This is a genomic window from Brenneria izadpanahii, from assembly GCF_017569925.1.
GTDB lineage: Bacteria > Pseudomonadota > Gammaproteobacteria > Enterobacterales > Enterobacteriaceae > Brenneria > Brenneria izadpanahii.
Genome location: NZ_CP050854.1, coordinates 3,857,446 through 3,875,347 on the forward strand (window position 1 = coordinate 3,857,446; position 17,902 = coordinate 3,875,347).

The following is a 17,902-nucleotide window of genomic DNA, read 5'->3' on the forward strand; positions in this document are numbered from 1 at the left end:
AAAGAATTCCGATGAGATTACACCAGTAGATGATTCGGGTGAGCAAAAGAAGCCGATACTCCTGTGACTTGAAAGATAAAGGGGAATAAGAAGTCCGCTCATTCACGTTTCATACATGGCAAAAGGAGTCGGGATGCATGCTGCAACACCTCTAATTTCAACGATTGCCGGAGGGCTTGTTCTGGCCTTCCTTCTCGGTATTCTGGCAAACCGCCTGCGTATCTCCCCTCTTGTTGGTTATCTTGTTGCCGGTGTGCTTGTTGGGCCTTTTACCCCAGGATTCGTCGCTGACACCTCGCTGGCGCCTGAGTTGGCCGAACTCGGCGTCATCTTGTTGATGTTTGGCGTGGGTTTGCACTTTTCCCTGAAAGATCTTATGGCGGTAAAATCGATCGCCATCCCCGGCGCTATCGCCCAGATCGCGGTGGCGACGCTGCTTGGGATCGGGCTTTCCATGCTGCTGGGCTGGAGCCTGCCGAACGGCCTGGTATTCGGTCTCTGTCTTTCAACGGCCAGTACCGTCGTACTCTTGCGCGCGCTGGAAGAACGCCAGCTTATTGATAGCCAGCGCGGCCAAATCGCCATCGGCTGGCTGATCGTAGAAGATCTGGCGATGGTTCTGACGCTGGTTCTGTTACCCGCCTTCGGCGACATGATTAGCTCGGAACATGCCGATACCAATAAGCTGCTGCGCGATCTGGCGTGGACCATCGGTAAAGTCATCGCTTTCATCACGCTGATGATCGTCGTGGGCCGCCGTCTGGTTCCCTGGGTGCTGGCCAAAAGCGCCAGTACCGGTTCCCGCGAGCTATTTACCCTGGCGGTGCTTGCCATGGCGTTGGGGATCGCCTTTGGCGCGGTAAAACTGTTCGATGTTTCCTTCGCTCTGGGCGCGTTCTTTGCGGGCGTGGTGCTCAATGAGTCAGAGTTAAGTCAGCGGGCTGCTCACGATACGCTGCCGCTGCGCGACGCCTTTGCGGTGCTGTTCTTTGTTTCCGTCGGCATGCTGTTCGATCCGATGATTCTAATCAATGACCCGATTGCGGTGATGATTACTCTGGCGATCATTGTCTTTGGTAAATCAGCCGCCGCGTTTATGTTGGTCCGGCTCTTTGGCCACTCCAAGCGCACCGCATTAACCATTTCGGCCAGTCTGGCGCAAATTGGGGAATTCGCCTTTATTCTCGCCGGGCTGGGCATCGCGCTGGGGTTACTGTCCGAAGAAGGGCGCAGCTTGGTATTAGCCGGCGCGATCCTTTCCATCATGATCAATCCGGTTCTCTTTACCCTGCTTGAACGCTATCTGGCTAAAAATGAAACCATCGAAGAACAGATCGTGGAAGAAGCGATAGAAGAAGAGAAACAGATCCCCGTGGATTTGTGTAATCACGCGCTGTTAGTCGGCTACGGGCGGGTCGGCAGCCTGATCGGCGCCAAACTTCACCAGGCGGGTATTCCGGTGGTGGTAATAGAAAACTCTCGCGCGCGCGTCGACGCACTGCGTGAGCAAGGCATCAAGGCGGTGTTGGGTAATGCCGCCAAGCCGGAAATTATGGAAATCGCCCGGCTGGATTGCGCACGCTGGCTATTGCTGACGATTCCAAACGGCTATGAAGCAGGAGAAATCGTCGCGGCGGCGCGTGAAAAGCGAAGTGATTTGGAAATCATTGCTCGCGCTCATTATGATGATGAAGTCAGCTACATTACCGAGCACGGCGCCGATCAGGTGGTAATGGGAGAGCGGGAAATCGCCAACAGCATGATTACGCTACTCAAACTCGATGAAGCGGCGCCGGCGCCGCAGGAATGCCCCATCTGATGTCGGACGGGCGGGAAGGATCCCCGCCCGCCTATATATCCAATAGATTTCGAGCCGCAGGATAAACCTTGCCGTTCTGAACGCCGCTTGCGGCGGGCCCAAGGAAAGCCGAGTAATTTGGCCGCCAACGCACCTGCGATGTGAAAGATGCAGGCTACACTAGCGGATTGCCCACCACGCCAGCAGATGCAGGCTGGCGGAATAGTAATCCTCTTCCAACAGCAGCCGATCGCCGACCAGGTTATCCTGCCCCAGAGTAATATCGCGAATCGCCATCATCCCGCCGGTAAGCGGATATTCCGCCTGTTCGCCGGTGGCGACGTTAATCCACGCCGGCGTCTTTTCGCGCGTGAAGCGCTGCCAGTAAAGGCGAAACGGCGTCAGCGCGCGCTCGTCGGCCCGCGCCCAACGCAGATAGAGCGGAATGCGCACCGCATCAAAGCTAAAACGGGGCGGCCAGTCGGCGGCCGGCATCATCTTTCCATCGGCGCTCAGCGTCACCCAGTCGGTGGGCAGGCGCGGCTGACCGAAAGTCATCCGGCCCAGCAGGCGCAACGCATCCCGCTGTAGGTCAGACCACACTTTCAGATGGCTGTCTCGATAGAAGGCCTGCCAGGCCGGAAACAGAAAATAGGACGGATTGAGAACGACTGAGCCGTCATGATTAAAGCCGTTCATGCCGGGCAGCATGATCTGATAGCCGGCGAAAGGGAGCACTGTGTGCTTGACCAGCGCCGCCTGAATCTGCCGCGATTCGGCGCGATACTCCGGCTCCTGCCATTTATCCGCGGCCAGCAGCAGCGCCCATGCAATAAGCGTATCGCCGTCGGAGGCGTTATTCTTATCGGTGACTTTCTCCTGCGCGGCCGGATCGTAGCGCCAACTGAACAGACCGGTTTCCGGCTGGTAAAGCGTGCTTTTGGTCCAGCGCCATAGACCGTCAAAGGTGGTCCGGTCATCATTGAATACCGCCAGCAACAGGGTAAACCCCTGCCCTTCAGTATGGCTGATGTTATGGTTGCCGGTATCCGCTACCCGGCCTTCCGGCAAAATGTAGCGCTGCTTGAATTGGCTCCAGCCGCTATCCTGCGCCAGCGCGACGCCGCACAGCAAACTCCATAGCAATAATATCGAAATGCCTTTTATCCGCTGTGACGACATTGCAGTTGCTCCTGGCGTTACAAACCGCCTTTATAAAGAAAAACTAAAGTATGTCCTGAAACGTTATCCGATTGCCAGCGCACCGCGACATGAGGATGACCGCCCTGGGACAGCAGCCATTCGCTGTAGACGCCTTCCAGCACGCAGGTGAAGGCCCGACGCCAGCTCTGCTCCTCATTTTGCTGTTGTTCGGACGGCAACAGCGCCGGCCACGCCTGATGCAGCAACGTTAATGCCTGCTCCGCCGGCTCCAGTCTGACAAACCCCCAGTCAAATTCGGCCAGCCGCTGATTGATGCGATCTTCCAGCTCGCCCAGCGTCAGGCTGGCGGCCAGGGGATAACGGCGGGCAAAATGCTTGCCGGTCAGCCGCAGAAAGGCGCAGGCGTCGGCTTCATCCGCATCGGCAAAAATGCCGGAAAAAACGACCTGTAACAGATCCTGCCAGCCAGGCTTTTGCTGCCTGTACTGATAATACTCAAGCTGCTGCGCCACCGGGTCATACGCTTGCATAGTTATTTTCCATCCAGTAAGTACCTGAAATAGACTAAAGCCGTACTTTCGGAGTAATCCCCGAAGGTATCGTAGCCGGCCTGCCCGCCTATTATCATGTTTTTATTGAGTTTATAGTTTCCCTCGGCTTTCAAGTTATAGCCGATTCCGCTCTGGCTTTGACCGGGATACCAGGCTTCCGAGCCATAGCCTGCGGCCACCAGTCCTTCCAGTTCGGACTGCAGCGCCGGATTATTGGGGAAATACGCGCTCTCTTTCTGAGAGTATGATTGATAACCGACAGCTCCGCTGAGTTTATAACTCCAGTTATCATACTGCTGGCTGTATTCCACCGGGAACGACACGCTGACGTAATCCTGCGGGCTGAAGTAACCGCCCTGACCGTAGCTGAAGTAGCTCAGGTTTTTGGAGAAGTCCATATAGCTGACGTTGACGCCCAGCTTGAGTTCGCGATCGTCGTAGCGGTAAGGGCGGATATACACTCCTGATGAGGTGGTCAGCCCTTTGTTGCTGGCGACGTTATCGCCGAGGTAGCTGTAATAGCCCAATCCGGTGTAGAACCCGGCGTCGCCGTTGTCATAGCCGAGGTTGACGCTGCCGCCGTTGCGCGTGACGGCGCCCCATTTTTTCCCGCTGAACCTGTCACGCGCGCCGACATACGACAGCAGGCTATCGGTCACCGGACGCCGCTCGGCGTTCAGGGTGAGCGTGGTATAGTCGCTCAGCTTCGGCGACCACTGCGCGCCGCCCACCAGCGAGCTCATATCCTGGCCCAGCGGCGTGGTGCCGATATCCGCTTTATAGCTGTCGCCGGCCAACGCCAGATTCAACTCAACGCCGTTAGCCCTTTGCGCGCCGGGCGATGCGGCGTTGAAATCGTTGGGTCCGAACGTTTGCGCCGTGGTGACGTTACTGTCAGCCAGCTGTTTAGCTATATAGGCCTCGCTCGCCGCGCTTGTCGCCGCCAGACACTCAGAGGAGGTGGAACTGACCGCGCAAACCGTATCCTGGTTGCTCTTTAGCGTCTGGTAGTTGGTATCCGCGGTTACGGCGGCCTGAGCGGATTCCGTCGCCGCCTGCGCAGAAGCCGCGGTTGCCGCCTCCGCCAACTGCGCTTGCTGCAACGCGCCGGTTCCGAAGCGGTTGCTGGTGGTGCCGGTCGGCGTACCGGCATTCAACGTCAGCGGCGTAACGGTAAAACTCAGGCGCGAGGTATCGAAGGGCACGCCGGACAGACTAAGCGGCGCTTTGGCCTCGGTCAGTTTGCTCAGGCCGCTCTCCCCGTCGCGTCCGCGCACGCTGACGTTGCCCTGCGCCCAGCTGGCCTCGCGTCCCTGCACTTCGTCCAACAGGCGATCGACTTCGCGCAGCGTTGAACTCTCCGTGCCGGCCGCCGCGGTCTGCGCCGCGCCGGTCGTCAGATCGTAGCGGTTTTCCGCCTGACGCGGCGACAGCTGCCAGGGAAGAACCTGACCGTAAGCCGATGGACTGCGGCTGGTACGAGTCTGCTGGTTGATAAACGGGTTGTCGGTGATGGGCAAACCGGCGATGGTCGCGTTGCTGTCGGCGCCCTCCAGGCCGATCATCTTCCCTTTGGCCGAACGCAGCAGCGCCAACGCCTGCTGACGATCGCCTTCCGCCTGCGCCACCCTCGCCGCCAGCAACAGACGTTCCGGCGTGCGCGGTCCGCTCATGCCGGCCATCAGCGTTTTCGCCCGCGCCACATCGCCAGTGGCCAGCGCGACATTCACCGCGCCTTCGCGCGCCTGCTGATTCTGCCCGTCGCGCCGCAGCAGGTAGTCGTATACCTGACCGGCCTCCCGATTCATTTTGCCGGACTGATACAGGCGGCCCATTGCCAGCATCAGATCATCGTTCTGGGGATCCTGCTGCAGGGCCACAATCAGTTTATCGTACGCAACGGCGTATTGCCCTTGCTCGCGCAGCCTGTCCGCTTCGTTAATGACGGAGCCGGTGCGCAGCCGGCTGATATCCACCGGCGAGCTGCGGCTCTGGATGGCGGGATCGTTCAGCCAGGCGTCGGCTTCCGCCGTCAGGCCCGCCTGATTCAGCACGTTAAGCTGGGCGGCATAATCGCCGGCGTTGCCCTGCACGCCGCGCTGCATATTTTGCCGCACCAGCCGCACCGCGCCGGCGCTGTCGCCGGCCTGCTGCAACGCCAGCGCCAGATTGCCGAGATCCGCCGGCGCGGCGGGCGGCGTTTCGGCCAATTGATGCAACAGCGCGGCGGCGGCCGGCCGGTTGCCCTGCTGCAAGTAACGGCGGGCCTGCTCCATCTGCTGGTTGAATTCCACCCGCCGGGCCAACGACGCCATTTCTCTGGAGCGCCGGGCCGGCGCGATACGCGCCATCAGCGCGCCGGCTTCCGCCCAGCGTTCATTATCGGCGGCGAACAAGGCGGCCACATACAGATTTTCGCTGGAGGCGCCCGGCTGCGCGAGCGGCGCCACGGTCGACTGAGCCTGCGCATCGTTGCCCTTCTGCTGCAGAATACGGGCGATATCCAGCCGCACCCAGGGATTGGCGGGCTGCCTTTGCTGCGCCTGTTGCAGCAGCGTCAGCGCGCGTTCGGCGTTGCCGGCCTGAAGCGCCAGCGCGGCGTCGCGGCGCAGAGGCTCGACGCTGGCGACGCCCGAAGAGCTTTGCGGCCGCAAACCGGCAGGCAGGCTTTGCAGCACCTGCTGCGCTTCCGCCGTTTTCTTCTGCTCCTGCAGGCTATAGTACAAACCGAGGCGCGCATCGTTGTTATCCGACGCGCCGGCGAGGATATTGCGGTATGCCTGCTCCGCCGCGGCCGCATCCCCTTTGCGCCGCAGCAGATCGGCTCGAAACAGCTGGGCGGCGAGGCCTCGTTCGCCGCTTTGCTGGCTGAGCGGCGCGCTAAGAGCCAGCGCTTCATCCAACGCGCCGCCGGCCGCGGTCTGTTTCGCCCGGTTGAGATCGGCATAAAAGCGCGCGTCCTGCGCCAGCGCCACCCAACGTTCACGATTCGCTCCGCCGATGTTTATCGCCTGGTTAAGATAGTTCTCCGCCCCGATGAAATCTTCGTTGCGCAGCGCGATAAAGCCCAGCCCGGCCAGCGCGTCGGCATCCTGCGGCTTCTGCGCCAGCAGCGCTTCGAACTGGCTTTTCGCCGCGCTCAGATCGCCGCGCTGCAGCGCATCGTATCCTTGACCGAGGCCGGCCCCCGCTAAATTACTTTCATAATGGGCCAGAACTTCCGTATCGCCGGGATTACGCTGCTGATAGCCGCGATAGAGCGATTCGTCGCCGGCCTGCGGCGTCATCCACAGCAGAGCCTGCTTCAAGGCGGGATCGGCCCCGCTGACGTTCTGCGCCGCCAGCGCGGCTAAACGGTTGACCCCGTCGCGCCGGGTCGTTTCGTCATAGGTCAGAATACGCGCCAACGCGAGCTGGGCCGATCTGTCGTCGGGATGCGCGGCCAGCCGGCGCTGCAAACCGCTGATGGCCTCAGGGCGCGAAGCGGGAAGACCGGCCATCGTCTGATAATATTCGACCGCCAGACTATCAAGCGGCTGATCCCCTTTAAACAGAGCGCGATAGCTATCGAGAGCGCTGGCGAGATTGCCCTGGACCGCCAGTTGTCGGGCTCTGGCCAGTTGCGCGGGGGTATCGACGTCAGGGCGCGCGCTTTATCCAAATCGTCCAACCGGCTGTCGCCCGGCGACAAGGCGGCTAGTTTCTGACGCCAGGACTGCGCGGCGGCGCTATCGTTGTTTTGCTGGGCATACAGCGCCAGCAGGTACAGCGCATCAACGTTGTTCGGCTCGACTTCCAGAACCTTATGTAAAGCCTCATTGGCCAGATCGCTATGGGTCTTTTCATGCCAATATGCGGCCTGATCCAGCAGCGCTTTGATCGCCGGACTGTTCTGCGCGGCCACGGTCATGACCGGCAGCATGATCATGCCTGCCATCATCAGATAACGCGTTTTCCACCTCATTTTCTGCTTCGCTTTCATCATTGCTGGTACCTGCGCGTAGGCTGATTAAACAGGCCGATCGGGCGTATTGTTTTGATTTGATCGGGACAGGCGCTGTTGCGCATGGCGGCTCAGCAGCCGGTACAGCGGAAGACCTATCAATACGGAGATCAGTACGGCAAGCAGCGACAGGAGCACCACGTGCTGGTTGGCATACCAGATAACCATCAGATACCAGGGCATTTGTCCGCTGGGGTACTGCGGGCTGACGCTGAAACTCTTCACGTTGCCATCAGACGTGATCACCGCCATATCTCCGCGGATAGCGGCGTTGATTCTCTTCGAATTCAGATCGCTATCTATCTGTCCGAGTTGCTCATCGTTGCTGCCGGTGGCCACCACCACCAGGCGATTCCGTCCCCATGGCGACGGAAAGCTGAGAAAACCGCGCCAAGCGCCGATCGAGGAGAGATAACGGTCGGCGGCCAGATATTGCTGGGTCCACTGGCCGGATAGATAGCGCAAGAGCTTGTCCTGGATAGACGGCGTTTTCAGAGAAAGGCGCGCGTCGTCAAAATCATAAGGAGAGCGGCTCAGTAGCTGACGCATCAGCGCGCGCTGGGTTAATGGCGCGACGACCAGCACATCGCTGTCGGCCAGCGCGGAGATATGCTCCGGCAGCCCCAGGTTCACCTGCACATGGCCGATCGCCACGCCGGTTGCGCTGCCGGCGCGCGCGACAAGATTGAGCAGCGCCCCGATCTCCGTCGCGCCCGGCTCTCCGGCCAACACGATCCGCGTTTGAGAAAAGTCGGCCATTTTACTAAACGGGAAAGCCGCCCCGACGTAGTACGACAGGTTGGGCAGCATGGAAAAGTGGTGGGAACCGCTCAGGTCTATCGAAGAGTTGCCGTCTATCGAGCTTTTAATGTTGTCGCTGCTCAGCATCTCGCACGGCGTGCCGGGCTTTGGCTTGATGTTGTGGTATAGAGCCATCTGGTTGTCGCCGTAAATCAGGTACGGCGCCAATTCCAGCTTATAGCTTTCCTGACGGGTATCGCCGCCCAGCCGGCGCCAGGCCGACTCCAGCAGACCGATTTTATTGACCGACAGGTTGCGTAAAAAGGTGCCGTTCAGCGAAACGTTCAGCAGTGACGCATCTTCATCGATCCAGCTTCCGGTCGGGAAACGGTAATTGATGCGCGCCGGAATATTTTGCCCGTCCCACATGAACAGATCGGGCGCGGCGCGAAAATTGATGTGGATACTGTCGTGGTATATCCCCTCGGCGATCAGATCGCTCGGCTGGCTGACCAACTCGCGAAAGGTAACCGGCCGTTCGGTATTGATCCAGCGCGGCGCGTCGTAAGGCTGGCGCGACGGGATGCTCTGATTCTGCACCAGCAGACGATCCTGACCGGAAGGCAACTGCGCGCTAGTCAGCCGGTAAGCCGCCTGCCGCAACTCTTCCCCGTCGCGGCCGGTAACCAACAGCAGTTTATAAATCGGATTAATCGGGTTATCGATAACCTGGAGCGACGGCCCTTCGCTGGCCGGGATGTTCAGACCGGCGACGTTTTCCCCCGGCATGGCGAAGATAATGGCGTTATTTTCCGGCAGCGTGTCCTGATAAACCGGGAAGTAAATATCGCGATAGTTGGCGCGGATGCCGAAGAAAGAAGCGACGATCGTCGCGGCGGTAATGGTCTGCGAGGAGGGACGGCTGCCGAACACCACCGGAATAGCGCTTTTGCCCATGACCATCGGATCGAAGAACGGGCGCGGGAAATAGCCCAGATCTTTACCGGCATTCAGCAACTGGTTGGTCATCTCAATGCGGGTTTCCGGCAGGATACTGACCTGACGGCGGCTTACGTCGCCGGTTTCGCACAGCAAATCGGCATGATTATGAATGCTGAAATTGAGATTGTTATTGCTGACCACCAGCGCCGCCGGAATATCCAGTTCGTAGGCGTTCGGCGCGGATGAGGATTTGGCCAGCGGGACGCTGCCCAACGGCTGGCCGTTGAGCATCAGGGACAGTTGATTCCCCTCATCCGCTAATGAAGAGTCGGCTTTGAACACCAGATAGAGTTTGGCCTGCGTCACCACCTGGCCGTGGGGCAAGGTGAAGCGGATGCCGGACTGCATCTGCCCGCCGCTTAAGGTGAGCCCGTCTCTTTGGCCCATATCGGCAATGCTAATCGTATAGCTATCGATCTGGCTTAGCCGTTCCGCGCTTGCGCCGTCGTTGCTCGTCGAGGCCGGGGCAGGCAGGATCGTCGGCACGGCTGGATCGGCGTTCTGCGGCAAACCGTCCGGCTGCGATGGCGTTTGCGGGTTCGTCGGCGGGCTGTTAAACGGAGGCAGCGCCGGAAAATCAGGCGGCAAGGTCGGCGCGGTCGCCGAGGTTAACGCGGGCAACAGCATTGCGGCGAACAGACCGCCCACGGTCAGCAGCGCGCGGCGGCGCGATGGCCGCAGTCCGGCGCGCGGTAGTCGATACCCCATCATGCCGCGTCCCCCTGTACATCGCTTTTCTCCGCCGGGCTGGACGGAGCTTTAGGGTGTTTGTTGCCGCGAATGGCGTACCAAAACAGTTCCAACACGCAGCGAATAATCCCCAGCAGCGATTTGAGCGGGTTATCCTGCGGATAAGGAGGATTGAGCCAGGCGTCGGCACGGGTCAGCACGACGCGCACCAGTTCACGCCGTTTCGACAGCGGCATATCCTCGAACTCCAGCCGCAGGATCTCGTCAGTGGCGTCGATAACCTGCACCGGTATACAGACGGCGCCGGACTGCAACAGCAGTTCCACCTCTTCGATAGTGTCGGTCTTATAGCGTTCGTCGGGCGTAACCAGCTGAACGCCGCCCATGGAAAGGTTCAGCGTGCGCGTGCGCAGCGAGATGCCGCTGGCGAAATGGATAATGGCCGGGATTTCGACATCGAGCCGAATGGTCTGCCGCACCTGACGGGTTTCGCGCGCAACGGCGATAGCGGCCAGCAGGATCAGCACATTGAAGCTGGCCCAGAACACGTTGAGGAAAATAACCTGCGGATTCATGCCGATATAGTGATCCATCAGGGTACGCGCGCTCCCCCAGATAATCCCCAGAATCAGCAGAATGGTGACGATAATGTGCGGCCGCACGATATTGAAATCGAAGTAGCCCTCTTCCAGCAGCCGCCCTTTATCGGTGACGTTGAATTTGCCGCGTTTGGGGGAAAACAGCGTAACCAGCGTCGGAATAATGATATGGAACATGATCACCGTGTCGTATATTTCGCCCCAGAACGAGTAGCGATGGCGTCCGTTGATACGCGAGTTGGCGTAGATCGACAGCGCCAGATGCGGCAGAACATAGGCGAAAATCATGGATGCGGATGAGGCGATGATATTCTGGTTAAACAGCAGATAGGCCAAAGGGGCGGTAACGAATACCAGGCGCGGCAACCCATACTGAAAATAGAGCATGGAGTTGAGATAACAGATACGCTGCTGCCATTTCAGTCCCCGGCCCAGCAGCGGGTTATCCACCCGGAAGATCTGCGTCATGCCTCGCGCCCAACGGGTGCGTTGAATGATATGCAGCGCCAGGCGTTCCGTCGCCAGCCCGGCGGCGAGCGGAATGGCCAGGAACGCGGCGTGCCAGCCGCGGCGCTGCAGCTTGAGCGAAGTGTGGGCGTCTTCGGTGACCGTTTCGACCGCGAATCCGCCTATTTCTTCCAGCGCGCTGCGGCGAATGACCGCGCACGAGCCGCTGAACGAAGTGGCGTCCCAGTTATCGTTGCCCTGCTGAATCGGGCCATAGAACAGGTCGTTTTCGCCGGGGATGTGGCGGGCGACGGACAAATTGCGTTCAAATGGATCCGGCGAGTAGAAATAGTGCGGCGTCTGAATCAACGCCAGCTTCGGATCGGCCAGAAACGCGCCCACCGTGGCCTGCAAAAACGCACGGGTCGCAACGTGGTCGCAGTCGAAAATGCAGATCAGTTCGCCCTGAGTCAGCGTCATGGCGTGATTCAGGTTACCCGCTTTGGCGTGTTTATTGTCGTTACGGGTAATGTAGCCAACGCCCGCGTCGGCGGCGAACACCGCGAACTCGCTGCGTTTGCCGTCGTCCAGCAGATAGACCTTGATTTTATCTCTTGGGTAATCAATACATTGCGCCGCCAACACCGTATCGCGCACCACGCTCAGGCTTTCATTGTAGGTGGGAATATACACGTCGACCGTCGGCCACAGGCTGGTGTCCGCCGGCAGCGGTTCGATGGTGCGCTGTAAAGGCCAGCTGGTTTGCACATAGCTAAACAACATCATGACCCAGGCATACAGCTCGGCAAGAAATAGCCCGATGCCCAGTACCGTTTCGATCATGGAGTTAAAATGCAGCGTTTCGGTGGCGCGCCAATACAGATAACGCGCGGACATTAAAAAACACATCACCATGATCATGATGGTGGTTTTACGGCTGCGCGTGCGTCCGAGCAAAACGACGGCGACGATAGAGATAAGACCGAAAAAAAACTGTTTATCGCTATTCATCGGGGTGATGATGATAACCAGAATGAGCGGCGACAAAAGCAGCAACAGCAATGAAAAAAGGAACTTATTCATTTTTACTTGCCTGACGAAGTAATTATTAATAAAGGCTGTGTTTCGGCGCAGAATAAAATTCCCCACCACCTACATTAACGTCCAGGATGGCCGCGACTTTTTTGCTAATCAGATCAATATCAAAGGCGGCGGCGGACACGGGACTAAATTGGTGAATGGACTGCTGTGACGCATTGGCTTCCGGTACGCACTCATCGCGGTGGATGGTGCCAAGCAGTTTGTCGCCCAGCCGCTGTTCGAAAAACAGGGTGACGTCGCGGTTGAGCGGGCGACGCATATCGCTCTGGTTTACGATGTAATATTCCCGGCCCTGGCTATTGAGGGGCGAGCCGAGAAACTTATGGTTTTCCATCTGCGGCAGCAAAGAGAGCGAGGCGGTATCCGCCAGCATAACCACGATGTGCATATCGGCCAGCTCGCGGATCGCTTTCAGCGCCGGCGCCGGGCCGGGAGGAAAATCGGCGATCACCACCATATCGGGATAGTTCAGCACGCTGTTTAAACCGCGCTGGATAAAATGTTCGTCGCTGCCGATCGCCTGATCGAAAGCCCCCCGCTGTTCCTGCGTGGTTTCTCCGTAAGGCAAAATGAATAAGTTGGAGTGCGCCTTAAGGATAAACTGCCCCCAGTCGGAAGCGGAGGTGGCCTGCGCCACATAGCCGCGCCCATCCGACATCGGCACGCCGAAATGCAAGCGCAAGGCGTTCTGTACGTCGAAATCGACAGCCAGCACTTTAAGCCCGCTACTGGCCAGCGTCCATGCCAGATTGGCTACAACAGTGGTTTTCCCTACGCCCCCTTTGGGAGAGCACACACAAACTAACGGCATAAGGCAATGGTCTCTAACAGTGGTTTCAGCGGCGTATTTCGGCGCTTGTCGTTCTCATCTACAGCAGCGCTTTTTTGCCTGAATAGATTACGAAAGCGCGGCTTATCATCGACGTTAAGGGCGGCATCGGCGGCGGCCGGCTCGGGCTGGCGCGGAGCCGCCGGAACCGGCGATCGTTCGATGGCAACGGCTGGCTGAACGGTTGATTCCTGACCGGCCGACAGTTGCTGACCGACCGCCTGTAGCAGGGATGCGGAGCGAAACTCCTCCTTGTTCACCGGAACCGGCCTGGCCGCCAGTCCCCCTTTTCCCAGGGGCGCCGCATTATCGGCGTCGGAGCCATTCTCGCCGGCGACCTGCCTTAAAATCGACCACTCTTGCGATGGTATATAGACATCGTTTTCCGATGTATCTTTATAATCAATCTGTTCCAGATTCAGCTTTTCTTTGAAATGCTTAATATCGTCATATTTATTCATATACCATCCAGATAAGCAGATGTAGATTATCATTAATGCCGTATGTAAGGAGGGGGGATGCCAATCCTTTATATTTTTCTAAAATTTTATTTTCTCGATCCTTACAGAAAGACATAAATTCATATAAATCAAAAGCCCCCCTGTCGGCCGACCGCATCTCGAAATCCATCGCATATAAGCATAGTCAATAACACGTTGTTTTGATCACAAAACTCGATCTTTACGTAACAGCTACGGGTAAAAACAGAGAGGGGACGGCGAGAGGCTTTGAATCCTCATCACCGTGCGGTTTTCTCATAAATGCGGGCGGCGATTTAAACGCCATTTGCGGCAATCGTTCAGAATGGAGAGAGTAAACTTAAGATTAAATGAATAGTATTCGCTTGTTTTCCGCTTATTCCGCCTTGGCGACTAATTGTTCCAGCAGGTCAATATGCGAAGGGTTATCATTTAACGCCGGAATATAGGTATATGCCGTTCCTCCCGCGTGTAGAAAGATCTCTTTATTTTGCTCCTGAATTTCCTCCAGCGTTTCCAGACAATCCGCGGCAAAACCGGGACACATGATCTGGATATGCTTCACCCCCTGCCCCGGCAGCGCTTGCAACGTTTCATCCGTATAGGGCGTCAGCCAAGGCTCACGTCCGAAACGCGACTGGAAAGTCACCAATACTTTCTCTTTCGGTAATCCCAAGGCGGCAATCAGCGCTCTTGCCGTCGCCATACAGCGCTGCGGATAATCATCCCCTTCGCTGGCGTAACGCACCGGAATGCCGTGAAAAGAGAGCACCAGGCGATCCGGCTCGCCGTGCGCGGCGAATGACTGCTCAACCTGGGATTTCAGCGCCGCGATATAGGCCGGATGTTCGGCATAATCACGGATAAAGCGGATTTCAGGCAACTGGCGGTACTTGCTCAGCGCCTTGGCCAGCCCATCCCAGACGGATGCCGTCGTCGAACAGGAATACTGCGGATACATCGGCAACACCACCAACGATGTCACCCCCTGGGCCAACAGTTTATCCAGCGCCGAAGCCAGGCTGGGAGAACCATAGCTCATCCCCAGTTCAACCGGAATGCCCGGCAGACGATGCGCCAACGCCTGTTGCTGCCGGCGGCTAATCACCAGCAACGGCGAGCCGCCGTCCATCCAGATCGACTGATAAAGCTTCGCCACTCGCGGCGCGCGACGAGGAAGGATAACGCCCCGCAACAGCGGCCACCATAGCAAGCGAGAGGTATCGACCACACGCCGGTCGCTCAGAAACTCCGTCAGATAGCGTTTCACCGCTCGCGGGGTTGGTGCGTCGGGCGTACCTAAATTCACCATCAGCACGCCATACTTCTCTTGCGTCATCACAGCTTTCCTCTTATGGATAAGTCGGTTATCCCGAACCAATCTGTACGATTAGGTTTTCTATTGTAGCGAAAAACGGCTTACAAAAATTGAAAGATAACAACATTGAAATCGATGTTATCGATAGGGGAAAGCTAAGACTAGGGCGAGAAGGTGGAGGATAATGTTGTAAATCAACGCATTGCGGGAGACATGGATCGGCGCGGTTTCCGTATGATGCAATAATCGGCAGCGAGTGTCGCCATACAGGTTCCGGCAACACTCGCAATCACGCTCAGCGGGGATTAACCCAGAATCGATTCCAGTTCAGCACGAACTTCCGCGACTTTGCGCGTCCCTTCTACTCTGAAGTAGCGGGTATTGCCGGCTTCGGCTTCCTTCTGATAGTAAGCCACCAGCGGAGCCGTCTGCTGATGGTATTCCACCAGACGTTTACGCACGGTCTCTTCCTGATCGTCCTTACGGGTTACCAGATCTTCACCGGTCACATCGTCTTTACCCTCCACCTGCGGCGGATTAAATTTCACATGGTAAACGCGGCCGGAAGCCGGATGCACACGGCGCCCAACGATGCGATCGACGATCAGATCATCGGGAACCGCAAACTCGATAACATAGTCCACGCTGATGCCGGCTTCTTTCATCGCGTCAGCCTGGGGAATCGTGCGCGGAAAGCCATCCAGCAGGAAACCGTTACGGCAATCATCCTGGGCGATACGCTCTTTTACCAGGGCAATAACCAGTTCATCCGTGACCAGCTTGCCGGCATCCATGATTTCTTTAGCCTGTTTTCCCAATTCAGTTCCGGCTTTTACCGCTGCACGCAGCATGTCACCCGTAGAAATCTGCGGGATACCATATTTTTCCATGATGAATTGAGCTTGAGTCCCCTTGCCTGCGCCCGGAGCGCCCAGCAGAATAATACGCATTGCGTAAATCCCCTTGCTTATGTATATAACCCTTCATTTTTCGAGCCGCAGACAGGTTGGTCGCTATTCTGCATCCCGAAATCTATTGGGCGGAGTATTTATAAAATAAATTTGAAAGCGCTAAACCATACCATTCCGGGCGTTTATCCTCAAGAAACGGGCTCGTTTCAGCCTGCCGGCGGTAGAAGAAAAAGTGATTTGCGGTAGTGACGCAACGGCATGAACGTTCAGTGTAGACGAATAATCGAGCAACAAGGGGATGGGATTAAGGAAAGCGCAAAGGGGAAATTAGCCCCGGCATAGCGCCGGGGCTGCGGCGCATCAGGCGCTCAATAACTGATTCATGCGACGGATAAACTGGTTGGGATCGTCCAGCGTGCCGCGCTCTGCCAGTAAGGCCTGATCCAGCAGCAGTTCAACCCACTCGGCGAACTGCGCATCGTCACTCACGTCGGACGCACGTTTAACCAGCGCATGTTCCGGGTTCAGTTCGAAAATATACTTCACTTCCGGCGCCTGCTGTCCGGCCGCGGCAAACAGTTTCGCCATCTGGGTGCTCATTTCATTGGCGTCGGTGGTCACAATCGCCGGCGTATCGGTCAAACGGTGCGTCAGACGCACTTCCTTCACCCGATCGCCCAGCAGGTTTTTAACGCGATCAACAAAGGGCTCCAGCGCTTTTTCCGCTTCTTTCTGGGCATCGCTTTCTTCATCCACCAGTTTGTCCAGCGACTCATCCGCTTTGCTGACGGACTGGAACGACTTACCGTCAAACTCCGTCAGGTAGCTCATCATCCATTCGTCAATGCGATCGGAAAGCAGCAGCACTTCAATGCCTTTCTTGCGGAACAGTTCCAGATGAGGGCTGCTTTTCGCGGCGGCATAGCTGTCAGCGGTGATGTAATAGATTTTCTCCTGCCCTTCCACCATGCGGCCGACATACTCTTCCAGCGATACGGTCTGCGCCGAGCTGTCATTATGCGTGCTGGCGAAACGCAGCAGCTTGGCAATCGCTTCACGGTTGGCGCTATCTTCGGCCGGGCCCTCTTTCAGCACCAGACCGAACTGTTGCCAGAATGTCTGATATTTTTCCGGCTCGTCTTTCGCCAGTTTTTCCAGCATCTGCAATACGCGTTTGGTCAGCGCGCTACGCAGACTCTGAGTCACGCGGCTGTCCTGCAGAATTTCACGGGAGACGTTCAGCGGAAGATCGTTGGAATCAATCAGGCCGCGCACGAAGCGCAGGTAGTTCGGCATAAACTGTTCGGCGTCGTCCATGATGAATACGCGCTGTACATACAGCTTCAGGCCATGTTTATGGTCGCGGTTCCACATATCCCACGGCGCCTGGGAAGGAATGTACAACAGACTGGTATATTCCTGTTTCCCTTCAACCCGGTTGTGGCTCCAGCATAGAGGATCGGTAAAGTCATGGGCGATGTGCTTATAGAATTCGGTATATTCCTCATCGCTGACTTCAGATTTGCTGCGCGTCCATAGCGCCTGGGCCTTGTTGATTTTCTCCCAGCTTACCGTGGCTTCGCCGCCTTCCTCTTCGCTTTCATGATGCGTTTCAATTTCTACCGGCAAGGCGATATGGTCAGAGTATTTACCGATGATGGAGCGTATCCGCCAGTCATCAAGAAACTCATCTTCGCCTTCACGCAGGTGCAGGGTAATTTCAGTACCGCGATCTTCTTTGGTGATATCCGCGACGGTGTAATCGCCTTCGCCGGCCGACTCCCAGAATACCCCTTGATCGGGTTCGGTCCCCGCGGCGCGGGTACGCACGGTGACTTTATCCGCGACGATAAACGCCGAGTAGAACCCTACGCCGAACTGGCCGATCAGTTGGCTGTCTTTTACCTGATCGGAACCCATCGACTCCAGAAAGGCTTTCGTCCCGGATTTGGCGATAGTACCGAGGTTATCGATCACCTCATCGCGAGTCATACCGATGCCGTTGTCGGAAATCGTTAGAGTACGTTTTTCTTTATCGGCGGAAACTCGCACGCGCAGTTCGCCATCGCCGGCATACAGTTCGGGAGCGGACAACGCGCGAAAACGTAATTTATCTGCCGCATCGGAAGCATTGGAGATCAATTCACGCAAAAAGATTTCTTTATTGGAATACAGTGAATGGATCATCAAATGCAGCAGTTGCTTTACTTCAGACTGGAATCCGCGGGTTTCTTGGCCTTTCATACTCATTATTGCTTACCTCAATCCT

General features: G+C 57.2%; 12 protein-coding genes. 1 reads left to right on the plus strand and 11 read right to left on the minus strand.

Annotated features, from left to right (window positions below):
• Positions 1–133 precede the first annotated feature (133 nt).
• Positions 134–1,819, plus strand: coding sequence for a YbaL family putative K(+) efflux transporter (gene ybaL / locus HC231_RS17230; protein WP_208227961.1), 1,686 nt, complete (start codon positions 134–136; stop codon positions 1,817–1,819).
• Positions 1,820–1,978: 159 nt separating this feature from the next.
• On the opposite strand, the gene HC231_RS17235 is transcribed toward ybaL, so the two are convergent.
• From HC231_RS17235 to htpG, 11 genes are all read right to left on the minus strand, one after another.
• Positions 1,979–2,980: a family 8 glycosyl hydrolase gene (locus HC231_RS17235; RefSeq protein ID WP_208227962.1), complete on the minus strand. Its 1,002-nt coding sequence runs from the start codon at positions 2,978–2,980 to the stop codon at positions 1,979–1,981.
• Positions 2,981–2,997: 17 nt separating this feature from the next.
• Positions 2,998–3,492: a cellulose biosynthesis protein BcsD gene (gene bcsD, locus HC231_RS17240; protein WP_208227963.1), complete on the minus strand. Its 495-nt coding sequence runs from the start codon at positions 3,490–3,492 to the stop codon at positions 2,998–3,000.
• Between the two features lie 2 nt (positions 3,493–3,494).
• Positions 3,495–7,013, minus strand: a complete 3,519-nt coding sequence (locus HC231_RS17245) for a cellulose biosynthesis protein BcsC (protein WP_208227964.1) — start codon at positions 7,011–7,013, stop codon at positions 3,495–3,497.
• Complete coding sequence (locus HC231_RS24240) at positions 6,905–7,498, minus strand: tetratricopeptide repeat protein (RefSeq protein WP_208227965.1); 594 nt, start codon at positions 7,496–7,498, stop codon at positions 6,905–6,907. Before HC231_RS24240 ends, HC231_RS17245 begins: the two co-directional genes overlap by 109 nt.
• 24 nt (positions 7,499–7,522) lie before the next feature.
• Entirely contained in the window at positions 7,523–9,970 is a 2,448-nt protein-coding gene (bcsB, locus tag HC231_RS17255) for a cellulose biosynthesis cyclic di-GMP-binding regulatory protein BcsB (protein ID WP_208227966.1), read from the minus strand.
• Complete coding sequence (gene bcsA, locus HC231_RS17260) at positions 9,967–12,078, minus strand: UDP-forming cellulose synthase catalytic subunit (protein WP_208227967.1); 2,112 nt, start codon at positions 12,076–12,078, stop codon at positions 9,967–9,969. Before bcsA ends, bcsB begins: the two co-directional genes overlap by 4 nt.
• Before the next feature lie 25 nt (positions 12,079–12,103).
• Positions 12,104–12,907, minus strand: coding sequence for a cellulose biosynthesis protein BcsQ (bcsQ, locus tag HC231_RS17265; RefSeq protein WP_208227968.1), 804 nt, complete (start codon positions 12,905–12,907; stop codon positions 12,104–12,106).
• A complete protein-coding gene (locus HC231_RS17270; protein WP_208227969.1) occupies positions 12,898–13,386 on the minus strand; it encodes a cellulose biosynthesis protein BcsO in 489 nt (162 codons plus the stop codon). The genes bcsQ and HC231_RS17270 overlap by 10 nt, the downstream gene beginning before the upstream one ends.
• Before the next feature lie 394 nt (positions 13,387–13,780).
• Positions 13,781–14,743, minus strand: a complete 963-nt coding sequence (hemH, locus tag HC231_RS17275) for a ferrochelatase (protein ID WP_208227970.1) — start codon at positions 14,741–14,743, stop codon at positions 13,781–13,783.
• 284 nt (positions 14,744–15,027) lie between these two features.
• Entirely contained in the window at positions 15,028–15,672 is a 645-nt protein-coding gene (gene adk / locus HC231_RS17280; protein WP_208227971.1) for an adenylate kinase, read from the minus strand.
• A 321-nt stretch (positions 15,673–15,993) separates the two neighbouring features.
• On the minus strand, positions 15,994–17,877 hold the full coding sequence (gene htpG / locus HC231_RS17285; protein ID WP_208231387.1) for a molecular chaperone HtpG: 1,884 nt from the start codon (positions 17,875–17,877) through the stop codon (positions 15,994–15,996).
• Positions 17,878–17,902: the final 25 nt, after the last annotated feature.